Consider the following 14,597-nt stretch of genomic DNA (forward strand, 5'->3'; position numbering starts at 1 on the left):
ATGCAAGGCGCCCAGCTGAGACATCAGCCCCCCGCACCGACCGGCCGCAAGCCGGTGCCGCGGGGTGCCAGCCGAATGGTGGCCAAAGAGCCGATGTCTGCGCGCCTGCCGAAAGCCAATTTTGCTTTTGTCAAAAGCCTGTTCTGGCCGGTGCTGCTGGTAGTGCTGGGTTTCGGCACCTACGAAGGCACGCAGCGCTTGTTGCCGTATGCCGATCGGCCGATCAGCAAAATCGCCGTGCAGGGCGACTTGAGTTACATCAGCCAGCAAGCGGTGCAGCAGCGGATAGCGCCATTCGTGGCGGCGAGCTTCTTCACCATCGACCTGGCGGGCATGCGCACCGAGCTGGAACAGATGCCATGGATTGCCCACGCGGAAGTGCGCAGGGTGTGGCCGGATCAAGTGGTGATCCGCCTGGAAGAACAACTGCCGGTGGCCCGTTGGGGTGATGAATCGCTGTTGAACAACCAGGGTCAGGCGTTCACCCCGCGTGAACTGGCGAACTACGAACACTTGCCACAGTTGTTCGGTCCACAACGGGCTCAACAGAAAGTGATGCAGCAATACCAGGTGCTGAGCCAGATGCTCAGGCCATTGGGCTTCTCGATTGCACGGCTGGAGTTGCGTGATCGAGGCAGCTGGTTCCTGACCACCGGCGCCGGTAGCGCGGGTCCGGGGATTGAACTGCTGCTGGGACGCGGCAACCAGGTGGAAAAGATGCGCCGCTTCATTGCCATCTATGACAAGACGCTCAAAGAACAGATTACGAACATTGCGCGCATCGATCTGCGCTACGCCAACGGCCTCGCTGTTGGCTGGCGGGAACCTGTAGCGCCCACGACGGCCCAACCCGCTGTCGCGAAGAATTAAGAAGAGGCAGGACCAATGGCAAACGTGCAAAGCGGCAAAATGATCGTCGGTCTCGATATCGGCACCTCCAAGGTGGTGGCGCTGGTCGGCGAGGTCTCGGACGACGGCACGCTGGAAATTGTCGGGATCGGTACTCATCCGTCCCGTGGCCTGAAGAAAGGCGTGGTGGTGAACATCGAGTCCACCGTGCAGTCGATCCAGCGCGCGATCGAAGAAGCGCAGTTGATGGCCGGTTGCCGGATCCACTCGGCGTTCGTTGGCGTGGCGGGCAATCACATCCGCAGCCTGAACTCCCACGGCATCGTGGCTATCCGCGATCGCGAAGTCAGCGCCGCCGACCTTGAGCGTGTGCTCGACGCCGCCCAGGCTGTGGCGATCCCGGCCGACCAGCGCGTGCTGCATACCCTGCCGCAGGATTATGTGATCGATAACCAGGAAGGCGTGCGTGAGCCGCTGGGCATGTCCGGCGTACGCCTGGAAGCCAAGGTCCACGTGGTCACCTGTGCCGTCAACGCTGCACAGAACATTGAAAAATGCGTGCGTCGCTGCGGCCTGGAAATCGACGACATCATTCTCGAGCAGCTGGCATCCGCGTACTCGGTGCTGACCGACGACGAGAAAGAGCTGGGCGTGTGCCTGGTGGACATCGGCGGCGGCACCACCGACATCGCGATCTTCACCGAAGGCGCGATCCGTCACACCGCGGTGATCCCGATTGCGGGCGACCAGGTGACCAACGACATCGCCATGGCGTTGCGCACCCCGACCCAGTACGCCGAAGAAATCAAGATTCGCTACGCCTGCGCCCTGGCCAAGCTGGCCGGTGCCGGTGAAACCATCAAGGTGCCAAGTGTCGGCGACCGTCCGCCGCGCGAGCTGTCCCGCCAGGCCCTGGCCGAAGTGGTCGAGCCGCGTTACGACGAGCTGTTCACGCTGATCCAGGCCGAACTGCGTCGCAGCGGCTACGAAGACCTGATCCCGGCCGGCATCGTGCTGACCGGCGGTACTTCGAAAATGGAAGGCGCGGTCGAACTGGCCGAAGAAATCTTCCACATGCCGGTCCGCCTGGGCGTGCCCCATGGCGTCAAGGGCCTGGACGACGTCGTCCGCAACCCGATCTATTCCACCGGCGTCGGCCTGTTGATGTACGGCCTGCAGAAGCAGTCCGACGGGATTTCGTTCTCGGGCATCAGCAGCCGCGACAGCTACAGCAATGAAGAGCCGAAAGTCGCCTTGCTCGATCGCTTCAAGAGCTGGGTCCAGGGCAACTTCTAAAGATTTACCGCAGCACCGTTGTAGATACAGGCAGTAGGCGCAAAAACTAGAGAAATGAAAGGAGAGGGAAAATGTTCGAACTCGTAGACAACATCCCCGCAAGCCCGGTTATTAAAGTTATCGGTGTTGGCGGAGGCGGCGGCAACGCCGTCAACCACATGGTCAAGAGCAACATTGAAGGCGTTGAATTCATCTGCGCCAACACTGATGCCCAGGCGCTGAAAAGCATCGGCGCGCGGACCATCCTGCAACTGGGCACCGGCGTGACCAAAGGTCTCGGCGCTGGCGCCAACCCTGAAGTAGGTCGTCAGGCCGCTCTCGAAGACCGTGAGCGCATTGCCGAAGTCCTGCAGGGCACCAACATGGTGTTCATCACCACTGGCATGGGCGGCGGTACCGGTACCGGTGCTGCGCCGATCATTGCTGAAGTGGCCAAGGAAATGGGGATCCTCACCGTTGCGGTGGTGACCCGTCCGTTCCCGTTCGAAGGCCGCAAGCGCATGCAGATCGCCGACGAAGGTATCCGTCTGCTGTCTGAAAGCGTCGACTCGTTGATCACCATTCCCAACGAGAAGTTGCTGACCATCCTCGGTAAAGACGCGAGCCTGCTGTCGGCTTTCGCCAAGGCCGACGATGTACTGGCTGGAGCCGTTCGCGGTATCTCCGACATCATCAAGCGTCCGGGCATGATCAACGTCGACTTCGCCGACGTCCGTACCGTGATGAGCGAAATGGGCATGGCAATGATGGGCACTGGCTGCGCCAGCGGTCCGAACCGTGCACGCGAGGCCACCGAAGCGGCCATTCGCAACCCGTTGCTCGAAGACGTGAACCTGCAAGGTGCACGCGGCATCCTGGTGAACATCACCGCCGGTCCTGACCTGTCCCTGGGTGAGTACTCCGACGTGGGTAGCATCATCGAAGCCTTCGCTTCCGAGCACGCGATGGTCAAGGTCGGTACCGTTATCGATCCGGACATGCGCGACGAGCTGCACGTGACTGTGGTTGCCACAGGTCTGGGCGCGAAAATCGAGAAGGCTGTGAAGCTCATCGACAATACCGTTCATACCTCCATGGCTTCCCAGCCACAACAACAAGCCCCTGCACGCCAGGAACAGCCAGCGGTAAACTACCGTGACCTGGACCGTCCGACCGTCATGCGCAACCAGGCTCAGGCCGGTGCTGCGGCTGCCGCGAAGATGAATCCGCAAGACGACCTGGACTACCTGGACATTCCGGCTTTCCTGCGTCGTCAGGCCGATTGATGGAATGTATCAGGGCTATGAAGGTGATTGGTGTTCAGCAAAGGCGCGGTCTGCTATTATCGCCAGCCTTTGTTGATACCAGTTCGCAATTTGCGCTGAAGCGGCCCAAGCCATGATTAAACAACGCACACTGAAAAATATTATCCGTGCCACAGGTGTAGGTCTGCACTCCGGGGAGAAGGTATACCTGACCCTCAAGCCTGCACCTATCGACACCGGCATCGTGTTTGTTCGTGCCGATCTGGACCCTGTGGTGCAGATCCCTGCTCGCGCGGAAAACGTTGGTGAAACCACGATGTCGACCACATTGGTCAGTGGTGACACCAAAGTGGATACGGTGGAGCACTTGCTCTCGGCCATGGCTGGCCTGGGCATCGATAACGCCTACGTCGAGCTCTCCGCGTCCGAAGTCCCGATCATGGATGGTAGCGCTGGACCTTTCGTATTCCTGATTCAGTCGGCGGGCCTGGAAGAACAGGACGCCGCCAAGAAATTCATCCGCATCCTGCGCGAAGTGACAGTGGAAGACGGCGACAAGCGCGCCACTTTCGTCCCTTTCGAAGGCTTCAAGGTGAGTTTCGAGATCGATTTCGATCACCCGGTTTTCCGTGACCGCACACAAAGTGCAAGCGTGGATTTTTCCAGTACTTCGTTCGTAAAAGAAGTCAGCCGCGCCCGTACCTTTGGTTTCATGAGTGACATCGAGTATCTGCGCAAGCACAACCTCGCACTCGGCGGCAGCGTTGAAAACGCTATTGTGGTCGACGCGGATGGTGTACTGAACGAAGACGGCCTTCGTTATGAAGACGAATTCGTGAAGCACAAGATCCTCGATGCTATTGGTGACCTCTACCTGTTGGGCAATAGCCTGATTGGTGAGTTCAAGGGCTTCAAGTCCGGACATGCTTTGAACAACCAGCTGCTGCGCAAGTTGATTGAGCAGACAGATGCCTGGGAAGTCGTGACTTTTGAAGACGCCAGCACTGCACCGATCTCTTACATGCGCCCAGTTGCGGCCGTGTAAGTAAAAAACCTCTCTAGTTTTTCAAGGCTGCCTTCGGGTGGCCTTTTTTTATGCCCCGAATTGGCGGTGTCTGGAAGGGCCTCATCGCCACAGCATTATTTCTCAGCCGGTAGCGACGACCCGATTACGCCCACTTTCCTTGGCCTGATACAACGCCTTGTCCGCGGCAAACAGCAATTGCTCCAGGCTCAAGTCGCTCTGCGGGGTCCAGGTGCTGATCCCGATACTGACAGTCATCGGCGACTCTGCATCCGCCCTCAACGGCAACTGCTCGACCGCTGAACGGAGCTGTTCGGCAATCCGCAGCGCACCCTGGCTGTCGGTTTCGGCAAGAATCACCGAAAACTCCTCGCCGCCATAACGGGCAACCAGATCCGCCGGCCGTCGGACATGGGCGCTGATCACCCGGGCCACCGTGCGCAGCGCATCGTCGCCAGCCTGATGCCCGTGGCGATCGTTGAACGCCTTGAAGTGGTCGGCATCGATCATCAGCAGCGACAGCGGCAAGCCCGAGCGTTGGGCACGAAACCATTCATGGCGCAGGACCTGATCCAGGGTTCGGCGGTTGGCCAGGCCGGTCAACGCATCCGTGGCGGCCAGTTGCGCCAGTTCCTGCTCGGCGTTATGCCGCAGGCGCAATTCCCGGCTGAACAACCAGGTCAACCAGAGCAGGCTCACGCACAGGGCCAGGGTCGCCAGGCTGACCACCAGCGCCGTGCGCTTCCACGCCGCATAGACTTCGTCGCTGGACAGGGCAACGATGACGATCAACGGCAAGTCGCCCACCTGGGAGAACGTGTACAGGCGTTCATCCTGGTAGAGGCTTGAAGTGCCGGTGAAGCTGCCGTTGCCTTCTTTGACGATGCGCTGGAAGTTAGGACGGCTGCTGAAGTCCTTGCCGGTCATGTCCTCGGCCGGGCGCGGTTGCAGGGCCAGGAGGATCCCGTCCTTGCTGATCAGGGTGATGGTGCTGTCCCGACCTATGTTCAAACTGTTGAACAACTGATCAAAGTAGTTCAAGCGCATCGCGGCTTCGGCCACACCCAGGAATTCGCCTTGGGCGCCACTGATCCGGCGGCTGAAGCTGATACGCCATTCCTGTCCTGCCTCTGCGGACTTGAACGGGCGGCTGATGAGCATGCCCGGGGTCCGCTCATTCACATGGGAGCGGAAAAATTCACGGTCGGCAAAGTTGCCCTTTCTGGGTACTACCGAGGCCGAGTCGGCCATCACGTCGCCCTGGTTGTCGAGCAACAGAATGTCGCCTTTATAGGGCGCAGCCGTGGCGCGGTCGAACAAGGCCAGGTGACGGATGAGCGGGGATACGGATTTGAGGTCTTCACGCTGCGAGGCGGCAATCAAGCCCAGCAACGACAGATCATAGAGTTGTATGTTGCGCAGGACGTCGGCGTCGATCAACTGCACGATATTGGATGCTGCGCGAGTGGCGGACAGCTCGGCGTTGGCGCGTTCACGGATCAGCAGGAAGGCGACAATGCTCATGATTGCAATCGCCAGCAGTAAACTGCCGAGAGTCAGAATCCGTTCCGGTCGCGTCGAACGGATCGAGTGGTGAGGTATCGCATGGCGCACACTCATGGTTCTGACTTCTACTGACAAGGCGATAAGAGACTTCTGGTGCAAGCGCCGGGGCAGAGCGCCGGACACCGATTGCGTATACAGCGCCTGTATAAATCCCAAGCAAAAAAAAGGCCAGCAAAACATGCAGGCCTTTTTTGAAACGGGGGTCAGAAAAAGCTGAACGGGTCGTCGATGATCGCTCGGTTATCGTTACATCAATTGCAACGAACCGGCGAAAAAAAGCCGCTGATAGCAGCGGCTTGAAGACAACTTTCAACGGAAAGAGCCGATAAAAGTGTCGAGGGAAACAGAGTGGTTTCTAGCGGTCAGCTGTCGTTCTCGAGTCCTGTCTGGGACCGGCTGGTCGACGCCTGAGGGGTTAGCGCGGCATCCTGAGCCTTGGCCGTCATTTCGCTCTGATACTCTTCGAACGCCGCGGCTCGTGCGGTGTTGTGCGCGGCGAAAGTCTGCGACTCTTCAGCCATGGCGACCGGAGACAGGAACAACGAGGACAAAACGAAAGCGCTGGCAATACCCATGGTGTTGGACATCTCTAAAACCTTCTTGCTTGGCAAGTGCTGTTTGGTGCGGCAAAGATAAGGCGCAATCAGGCGGGGAAAAAGAGCGAATTCATGAAAGGACTGTTGCGGAAAATACAAGGATCGAGTCTGTAGGAGCCGGCTTGCTGGCGAAGGCGTCCTCATGGGCGGTGCAAGGCTCGAGAGCCTCTTCGCTGGCAAGCCAGCTCCTACAGGGGGGCGTCAGACGGGGAGGTGGATACCGAAGGTATTCATGCCGTGATCACTGCGCACAAACACGTCCCCGCCATGCATCAGTGCAATCGCCTTGACGATCGCCAGGCCCAGGCCGTGGTTGTTGCCACTGTTGCTGCGCGACGCATCGACCCGATAGAAGCGCTCGAACAGTCGCGGCAGATGCTCGCTGGCAATCGGCGATCCCGGGTTTGCGACACCGATGCTGACCTGATGCGCCTCGACCTCGATCCGCACCTGAATCACTTGGCCGGGTTCGGTATGCTGCACGGCATTGCTCAGCAGGTTGATCAACGCCCGACGCAGATGAGCGATTTCGATCCGCACCTGGGCATCGCCACTGACCTGCACCTGGACCTGGGCGTCTTCGAGGATGAAATCCAGGTATTCCAGGGTGGTTGCCACTTCATCCGCCAGGGAGGTGGACATCAGTTTGGTGGCCTTGCTGCCCTGGTCGGCGCTGGCGAGAAACAGCATGTCATTGATGATCGAACGCAGCCGTTCCAGCTCTTCGAGGTTCGATTGCAGCACTTCGAAGTAGTGTTCGGCTGAACGGCCACGGGTCAGTGCCACCTGCGTCTGGCCGATCAGGTTGGTCAGTGGCGAGCGCAGTTCGTGGGCAACGTCGGCGTTGAATGATTCCAGGCGCGAGTAGGCCTGTTCGACGCGTTCCAGCGTGGAGTTGAATGAGTTGACGAACTGATTGAGTTCCGGCGGCAGCGAGGCCAGTCGCAACCGCCCGGAACGCAATGGCGGGGCCAGGCGCTGGGCTTCCTGGGACAGCTTGATCAATGGCTTGAGGCCGATCCGTGCCACCCAATAGCCAAGTGCCGAGGCCAGTAACACCCCGATGATCGCCAGGCTGATCAAGGCGATCAACAAGTGGTGCTGAGTCTGGAAAAACGTTTCGGTGTCGATGCCGATCATGAAACGCAGCGGCGGTCGCTGATCCTTGGCGGGAAACTGGCTGACCAGCACCTTCAATGGATAAGGCTGATCCGGCAGTTTCAGGTCGCGCATGCCCAGCGGCCCCTGGGCAAAGGCGCGGATCTGCGGCGTCAGGTTGCCGTATTCGTAATGGGGGTCGCCGCTGATGATCCAGAAACTGATGCGCTTGTCTTCTTCACCCAGCAGCTTGAGCTTGTTGTTGATCTTCACCCAATGCTCCGGCGTGCCGTAACGGCCGACGGTGGATTCGAGCACGCTGTAGCGCGCATCCAGCTCGGCTTCGGGCAACAAGCCCAGGCCTTTGTCGACTTGCTGATAGAGCGCCCCGCCGATCAACAGGAACACCAGCAGCGCGACCAGGGTGAACATCCCGCTCAAGCGCAGGGCAATCGAATTACTGGACACCACGGCTCTCCAGCACATAACCCATGCCACGGATGGTGTGCAGCAATTTCTCCTCGAACGGCCCGTCGAGCTTGGCCCGCAGGCGCTTGATCGCGACTTCGACCACGTTGGCGTCGCTGTCGAAATTGATGTCCCAGACCATCTCGGCAATGGCGGTTTTCGAGAGGATTTCACCTTGTCGACGGGCCAGCACACTGAGCAGCGAGAACTCCTTGGCCGTCAGGTCCAGGCGCATGCCGGCGCGGGTGGCCTTGCGGCTGATCAAATCGATCCACAGGTCGGCGACGCTGACTTGCACCGGTTCATGGCCGCCGCTGCGACGCGTCAACGCCTGTAGCCGTGCCACCAGTTCGAGGAAGGAAAAAGGTTTGCCGAGGTAATCGTCGGCGCCGTCGCGCAGGCCTCTGATGCGGTCTTCCACGCGCTCGCGGGCGGTGAGCATGATCACCGGGGTTTGCTTGCGCGCACGCAACGCGCGCAATACGCCGAAGCCGTCCAGGCCCGGCAGCATGACGTCGAGGACGATCACCGCGTAGTCGCTTTCCAGCGCCAGGTGCAAGCCGCCGACGCCGTCGCGCGCCAGGTCCACGGTGTAGCCCTGTTCCGTCAGGCCGCGATGCAGGTAGTCCGCGGTTTTTTCCTCGTCTTCGATAATCAGAACGCGCATGACCCCGCCTCAGTCTGTGGTCGCCAGCACCGGTACCGGCGTTGGCTTGGGCCTATGGAATAGCCGCTCGAGCCACAAGTATATGACCGGAGTGGTGAACAGCGTCAGCGCCTGGCTTACCAGCAAGCCGCCGACGACCGCGATCCCCAGGGGCTGGCGCAGTTCGGCACCGGTGCCGTAACCGAGCATCAGCGGCAGTGCGCCGAGCAGGGCGGCGAGGGTGGTCATGATGATCGGCCGGAACCGGGTAAGACAGGCCTGGTAAATCGCCTCTTCCGGTGGCAAGCCGCCTTTGCGCTGGGCTTCGAGGGCGAAGTCGATCATCAGGATGCCGTTTTTCTTGACGATCCCGATCAACAGCACCAGCCCGATCAGCGCCATGATCGAAAAGTCCTGGCCCCAGATCCACAGCATGATCACCGCGCCGAGCCCCGCCGACGGCAGGGTCGAGATGATCGTCAGCGGGTGCACGAAGCTCTCGTAGAGCACGCCGAGAATGATGTACACCGCCACCAGCGCCGCCAGAATCAGCCAGGGCTGGCTGGCCAGCGAACTCTGGAACGCCTGGGCCGCGCCCTGGAAGTTGCCGCTGATGGCCGTCGGCATGCCGATGTCGGCCTTGGCCTGATTGAGCATGATCACCGCATCGCCCAGGGCCACGCCGGGTGCCAGGTTGAACGACAGGTTGGCGGCCGGAAACATGCCGTCGTGGGCGATGGACAGCGGACCGATGGTCGGCGCATCGAATTTCGCCAGCGCCGAGAGCGGCACCATTTCCCCACTGAGCGGCGAGCGCAGGTAGAAGTAGTTGAGGCTTTCGGCTTTGCCGCGTTGCTGGGTGTCCAGCTCCAGGATCACGTTGTACTGGTTGGTCTGGGTCTGGAACTCATTGATTTGCCGCTGACCGAAGGCGTCATACAGCGCTTCGTCGACATCACTGGCCGTCAGGCCGAATCGTGCCGCCGCGCTGCGGTCGATGTTGATGTGGGTAATGCTGCCGCCCAGCTGCAAGTCGTTGGAAATGTCGCGAAAGGCCGGGTTGCCGCGCAGTTTTTCCGTCAGGCGCTGGGTCCAGGTGCTGAGGGTCGCGCCGTCGTTGCTCTTGAGCACGTATTGGTACTGGGCGCGACTCGGGCCGGAACTGAGGTTGATGTCCTGGCCGGCGCGCAGGTACAGCACGATGCCCGGGACTTTCATCAGTTGCGGGCGAATCCGGTCGATGAACTCGCTGGCGGAGACGTCGCGATCGCCGCGTTTTTTCAGGGAGATCCAGAAGCGTCCGTTGGCAATCGTCTGGTTACTGCCCGAGACGCCGACCGAGTGGGAAAACGCCTCCACGGCCGGGTCGGCAGCGACGATTTCGGCCATTGCCAGGTGTTTTTTCACCATGTCGCCGTAGGAAATATCAGCGGCGGCCTCGGTGGTGCCGAGGACAAAGCCAGTGTCCTGCACCGGGAAGAAACCCTTGGGAATAAAGATGTAACCGGTGACGGCCAGCACGAGGGACAAGCCGAACACGCCGATCATCAATTTCTGATGGGCGAGGGCGCGACGCAGGCCTTTCTCATACCACGCCAGCAAGCGCTCGCCGAAACCCGGTTTGTCGTGGGGGTGATGCACCGGCGCACGCATGAACAATGCGGCGAGGGTCGGCGCCAGGGTCAGGGACACCACCACCGAGATCATGATGGTCGAGGTCGCGGTCAGGGCAAATTCCTTGAACAATCGCCCGACCACGCCGCCCATGAACAGCAACGGAATGAACGCCGCCACCAGCGAGACACTGATCGAGACCACGGTAAACCCGATCTCGCCGGCGCCCTTGATCGCCGCCTCGCGCATGCCGTCGCCCGCCTCCAGGTGCCGGTGGATGTTCTCCACGACCACGATCGCATCGTCGACCACAAACCCCACGGCCACCACAATCGCCACCAGCGTCAGGTTGTTCAGGCTGAACCCCATGATGTACATCAGGGCGAAACTGGCGATCAACGACACACCGAGCACGGCGGTCACGATCAAGGTCGCCGAGAGTTGGCGCAGGAACATCGCCATCACTGCCACCACCAGCATGATCGCAATCAGCAAGGTGATTTCCACTTCGTGCAACGAGGCGCGGATGGTCTGGGTCCGGTCGACCAGCACCCCGACCTGGACCGAGGCGGGCAGCATGGCCTCCAGCGTCGGCAAGGCTGCCTGAATCCGGTCCACGGTCTCGACGATGTTGGCGCCTGGTTGCCGGAAGATCACCAGGTTGACCCCCGGTTGATCGCCAGACCACGCCTGGACGTAGGCGTTTTCCGCGCCGTTGACCACTTTCGCCACATCTCTGAGATGAACCGGTGCTCCGTCTTTGTAGGAAACGATGAGTTGGCTGTATTCCTCAGGGTGGAACAACTGGTCGTTGGTGGACAGGGTCGAAATGCTCGACTCACCGTACAACGCACCTTTGGCCAGGTTGAGGCTGGTCTGTTGCAGCGCCAGGCGAATGTCCGCCAGGGTCAGGCCGATGGCCGCGAGTTTATCCGCCGACGCCTGGACGCGGATGGCCGGACGTTGCTGACCAGTGATGTTGATCTGGCCTACACCATCGATCTGGCTGATCTGACGGGACAGCAGGGTTTCGACCAGGTCGCTGAGTTCCGTGCCGGGCATTTGGGACGAGTTGACGCTGAGGATCAGCACCGGGCTGTCCGCCGGGTTGCCTTGCGCCAGGTGGGCAGGGTCGGCATGTCCTTGGGCAGTTTGCCAGCGGCGGTGTTGATCGCTGCCTGGACTTCCTGGGCCGCGGTGTCGATGCTTTTGTCGAGGGTGAACTGCAGGGTCAGGTTGGTCGAGCCCAGGGCGCTGCTCGAGGTCATCTGGGTCACGCCGGGAATGGCACTGAATTGCACTTCAAGCGGTGTGGCGACCGATGACGCCATGGTTTCCGGGCTGGCGCCGGGCAGTTGCGCGGCCACCTGGATGGTCGGGAATTCAGCTTCCGGCAGCGGCGCGATCGGCAGTCGCGGGAAGGCGATGACACCGAGCATTACCAGAGCGAAGGTCAGCAAAATTGTCGCCACCGGATGATCGATACACCAGGCTGAAACCGAGCCGTGCCCTTTCATGGTTGCACCTGCGACTGGACCACTTGTGGTGGCTCGGTCAGGACCTGGACGGTGGAGCCTTGCTTGAGGCGCGACTGGCCATCGCTGACGAGCACGTCGCCCGGCTTGACGCCTTTGATGATGTCCTGGCCGCTGCCTTGGTAAACCATTTGCACCTGGACGGTTTCGACCTTGTCACCGTTGACCCGGTAGACGAAATGTTGATCGAGACCGCGTTGTACGACAGTGGGTGGCACTACCAGCGCGTCTTTATCCAGCGCTGTCTGAATCTTTACCGTCACCAACAGGCCCGGCCAGAGTTTTTGCCCGGCGTTGTTGAATTCGGCCTTGGCGCGGATCGTTCCGGTGTTGGCGTTGATCTGGTTGTCGATCAGGGTCAGATGGCCTTCGCCCAGCAGGTTGCCGGTTTCGCCATCGGTGTCGGCGCCGATGTAGGCCTTGACCCGGGCACGCTGTGGATCGTTGATCAGGCCTTGCAGGGTCGGCAGCATTTGCTGCGGCAGGGAAAACTCCACGGCGATGGGGTCGATCTGGGTCACGGTGAACAAGCCTTGGGTATCGCTCATGCGCAGGAAGTTGCCTTCGTCCACTGTACGAATCCCGACGCGACCGCTGACGGGGGAGCGAATCTGTGTGTAGGAAAGCTGCACCTGGGCGGCGTCGATCGAGGCCTGATTGCCCTGGGCGGTGGCCTTGAGTTGATTGACCAGGGCTTGTTGCTGGTCGTAGGTCTGCTTGGACACGCCGTCGTCGACACTCAGCAGTTTGTAGCGCTTGAGGTTGACCAGCGCGACCTGCAACTGCGCCTGGCTTTCGCCCAGTTGCGCCCGGGCCAGGTCGAGGCTGGCGCGGATCGAACGGTCGTCGATGGTCGCCAGCAGGTCGCCTTTGTTCACCAGTTGGCCTTCCTTGACCAGGATTTTGGTGAGAATGCCGTCGATCTGCGGGCGCACGACGACGCTGTGCAGGGACAACACCGAGCCAATCCCGCTGACGTAGCGAGGCACATCTTTTTCAGCGACGGCGACCACCCGCACGGGGATGGCGGTGGGGGCGGCCAGTTTTGCCGTGGCGGGCTTGGTCAGGTACCAGGTGCCCAGCGCTGCCAGGGCAATCAGCAGACCGGCGATCAAGGCGGGTTTTTTCTGAATTCGCATGCGAGTGGGGCGCCGGGCTGGGTGGTCGGAGTGTTGTCAGGTTTATACCTTCCTTTATAAACCTGTTCGCCCGTCAGGAAGGTGACGGCTAACTGACGGCGCTGTCAGTTTGGGTGCTGTGGTGCCTGTTCTGGCCTCTTCGCTGGCGAGCCAGCTCCTACACGGGATTTGCGTACACCACGATCCCTGTAGGCGCTGGCTTGCCAGCGAAGGCGTCAGCCCCGTCACCCCAAAACCCGACAGACTTTCCTGCGGCGTGAAGCTTGCCGCTCCCGAGACAGGTATACTGCCGCCTTTCGTGGCTCGCTGACCGGGCCCGACTCTTTTGCATCACCCGGAGCTTTCATGACTTCCCCGACACAACCGCCGGTTGCCGACGCCTTGAGCGACGACCAGGCAGACCTGCCAGACAGCGTCGACTCCAGCGCAGACAGCGAAACCAAAGCCGCGATTCCGGCATTCAAGTTCCCGTTCAAACCGGGCGATCTGGCTGCAGCGAAGAATGCCAGTCAGCCCTGGTACAAGAATGGCGCGAAGAATGGCCATACCAAGACGCCGGGCGCTGCGCCTCCCGGCACGCGTCGTTCGATGGGCAAGCGTTAAGTTTTTTGATTCCTGCGGCGCCTGATCTGCCGTCTTCGCGAGCAAGCCCACAGTTCTGACCGCATCCCATCCTTGGAACGCGGTCAAAATGTGGGAGCGGGCTTGCTCGCGAAGGGGCCATCACAGGCGGCACACCCCTTGAATCAAGCCGCCCGCAACGAAATAAACGCATAGTTCAACGGCGTATCAGTCGCCACTTGCGCCCCAGCCTCCAGCACTTGCCCGGCGATGTCGTCGCCCGACAGATGGAACAGCCATTCGCTGCCCCAGTCATCCAGCGTCTGTCCAGCCACCTGGTCGATCACTGAAGCAAACGCAGCCATATCCGGCAGGTAAGCGGTGAATCCATCGCCCTTCAGTGCTGTCGTGCGAATGCCCAACAGCGCGCAAATGGCATCCTTGGTCCGGATATCGTCACGGTCCGCCTGACGGGAGCGCTGAATCAGGTCCACCAACCCCTGATCGACCAATTGGTTACCCACTATCAGATCTGGCCCTTTTTCCCATGACTCGGGCGGACATTCCTTCACCGCCGTGTTCAGGGGTATGTGCGGATTGATTTCCATCGGATAGATGCGGCACACCAGCGGCCGGCGATCATAGATGCGGCAGCGGTTATCGTCGTCAAGATTCCGGCAGGGACCGGCGTTGTAGGCGGCAAAGGTGATCGCCACGCAGGCCTCGGATACGCCACTGCGAACCCTCACCGAACGGCGTTCGGCGTGTTCGCGTTGATCCACCGGCAAGCCCAGGCCATTGCCCAGGAAACCTTCCACCAGCACGATGACTTGACCGCCGTCGGCCACCCACATCCGGGTCTCGGCCAGGGTCAGGGGGACGTGGTGGTCGTTGCAGCATTTGCCACACCCTACGCAGGAAAACGTCGTATTCATTGAGCAGTCGGTCGCATTTGAGGGTA

At 60.6% G+C, this 14,597-nt stretch carries 11 protein-coding genes and 1 pseudogene; 5 read left to right on the plus strand and 7 right to left on the minus strand.

Features of this window, described 5'->3' with window-relative positions; genetic code table 11:
• From BZ163_RS28910 to lpxC, 4 genes are all read left to right on the plus strand, one after another.
• A complete protein-coding gene (locus tag BZ163_RS28910) occupies positions 1-870 on the plus strand; it encodes a cell division protein FtsQ/DivIB (protein ID WP_128873757.1) in 870 nt (289 codons plus the stop codon).
• Positions 871-885: 15 nt separating this feature from the next.
• Positions 886-2,145 (plus strand): cell division protein FtsA, encoded by a 1,260-nt coding sequence (gene ftsA / locus BZ163_RS28915; RefSeq protein ID WP_128873758.1) that lies wholly within the window; start codon positions 886-888, stop codon positions 2,143-2,145.
• 71 nt (positions 2,146-2,216) lie between these two features.
• The gene (gene ftsZ, locus BZ163_RS28920) at positions 2,217-3,410 is read left to right on the plus strand and encodes a cell division protein FtsZ (RefSeq protein WP_064675982.1); all 1,194 of its coding nucleotides are present in this window, start codon (positions 2,217-2,219) and stop codon (positions 3,408-3,410) included.
• Positions 3,411-3,522: 112 nt separating this feature from the next.
• Positions 3,523-4,434: a UDP-3-O-acyl-N-acetylglucosamine deacetylase gene (lpxC, locus tag BZ163_RS28925; RefSeq protein ID WP_095130494.1), complete on the plus strand. Its 912-nt coding sequence runs from the start codon at positions 3,523-3,525 to the stop codon at positions 4,432-4,434.
• Positions 4,435-4,536: 102 nt separating this feature from the next.
• Here the strand turns inward: lpxC and BZ163_RS28930 are convergent, their stop codons facing one another.
• The 6 genes and pseudogenes from BZ163_RS28930 to BZ163_RS28955 form a co-directional block, all read right to left on the minus strand.
• Positions 4,537-6,033: a sensor domain-containing diguanylate cyclase gene (locus tag BZ163_RS28930; RefSeq protein ID WP_128873759.1), complete on the minus strand. Its 1,497-nt coding sequence runs from the start codon at positions 6,031-6,033 to the stop codon at positions 4,537-4,539.
• Positions 6,034-6,341: 308 nt separating this feature from the next.
• The gene (locus tag BZ163_RS28935) at positions 6,342-6,566 is read right to left on the minus strand and encodes a hypothetical protein (RefSeq protein WP_128873789.1); all 225 of its coding nucleotides are present in this window, start codon (positions 6,564-6,566) and stop codon (positions 6,342-6,344) included.
• A gap of 210 nt (positions 6,567-6,776) precedes the next feature.
• Positions 6,777-8,141: a heavy metal sensor histidine kinase gene (locus BZ163_RS28940; protein ID WP_128873760.1), complete on the minus strand. Its 1,365-nt coding sequence runs from the start codon at positions 8,139-8,141 to the stop codon at positions 6,777-6,779.
• The gene (locus BZ163_RS28945) at positions 8,131-8,808 is read right to left on the minus strand and encodes a heavy metal response regulator transcription factor (RefSeq protein ID WP_128873761.1); all 678 of its coding nucleotides are present in this window, start codon (positions 8,806-8,808) and stop codon (positions 8,131-8,133) included. Before BZ163_RS28945 ends, BZ163_RS28940 begins: the two co-directional genes overlap by 11 nt.
• A 9-nt stretch (positions 8,809-8,817) precedes the next feature.
• Positions 8,818-11,918: pseudogene (locus BZ163_RS28950) on the minus strand (multidrug efflux RND transporter permease subunit).
• Positions 11,915-13,075, minus strand: coding sequence for an efflux RND transporter periplasmic adaptor subunit (locus tag BZ163_RS28955; RefSeq protein WP_128873762.1), 1,161 nt, complete (start codon positions 13,073-13,075; stop codon positions 11,915-11,917). Before BZ163_RS28955 ends, BZ163_RS28950 begins: the two are co-directional and overlap by 4 nt.
• 345 nt (positions 13,076-13,420) lie before the next feature.
• Between BZ163_RS28955 and BZ163_RS28960 the strand changes: the two genes are divergently transcribed.
• Positions 13,421-13,678 (plus strand): hypothetical protein, encoded by a 258-nt coding sequence (locus tag BZ163_RS28960; RefSeq protein ID WP_007943495.1) that lies wholly within the window; start codon positions 13,421-13,423, stop codon positions 13,676-13,678.
• Between the two features lie 143 nt (positions 13,679-13,821).
• Here BZ163_RS28960 and BZ163_RS28965 read toward each other — a convergent pair whose 3' ends face one another.
• Complete coding sequence (locus BZ163_RS28965; RefSeq protein ID WP_128873763.1) at positions 13,822-14,571, minus strand: YkgJ family cysteine cluster protein; 750 nt, start codon at positions 14,569-14,571, stop codon at positions 13,822-13,824.
• Positions 14,572-14,597 lie beyond the last annotated feature (26 nt).

Source organism: Pseudomonas sp. VI4.1 (assembly GCF_002029345.1).
In the GTDB taxonomy this organism is placed as follows: domain Bacteria; phylum Pseudomonadota; class Gammaproteobacteria; order Pseudomonadales; family Pseudomonadaceae; genus Aquipseudomonas.

What these genes read in the sequence shown, in the direction of transcription:
- BZ163_RS28910 (WP_128873757.1), top strand. Translation starts at nt 1, where the DNA reads ATGCAAGGCGCCCAGCTGAGACATCAGCCCCCCGCACCGACCGGCCGC.
- ftsA (WP_128873758.1), top strand. Translation starts at nt 886, where the DNA reads ATGGCAAACGTGCAAAGCGGCAAAATGATCGTCGGTCTCGATATCGGC.
- ftsZ (WP_064675982.1), top strand. Translation starts at nt 2,217, where the DNA reads ATGTTCGAACTCGTAGACAACATCCCCGCAAGCCCGGTTATTAAAGTT.
- lpxC (WP_095130494.1), top strand. Translation starts at nt 3,523, where the DNA reads ATGATTAAACAACGCACACTGAAAAATATTATCCGTGCCACAGGTGTA.
- BZ163_RS28930 (WP_128873759.1), bottom strand. Translation starts at nt 6,033, where the DNA reads ATGAGTGTGCGCCATGCGATACCTCACCACTCGATCCGTTCGACGCGA.
- BZ163_RS28935 (WP_128873789.1), bottom strand. Translation starts at nt 6,566, where the DNA reads ATGTCCAACACCATGGGTATTGCCAGCGCTTTCGTTTTGTCCTCGTTG.
- BZ163_RS28945 (WP_128873761.1), bottom strand. Translation starts at nt 8,808, where the DNA reads ATGCGCGTTCTGATTATCGAAGACGAGGAAAAAACCGCGGACTACCTG.
- BZ163_RS28955 (WP_128873762.1), bottom strand. Translation starts at nt 13,075, where the DNA reads ATGCGAATTCAGAAAAAACCCGCCTTGATCGCCGGTCTGCTGATTGCC.
- BZ163_RS28960 (WP_007943495.1), top strand. Translation starts at nt 13,421, where the DNA reads ATGACTTCCCCGACACAACCGCCGGTTGCCGACGCCTTGAGCGACGAC.
- BZ163_RS28965 (WP_128873763.1), bottom strand. Translation starts at nt 14,571, where the DNA reads ATGAATACGACGTTTTCCTGCGTAGGGTGTGGCAAATGCTGCAACGAC.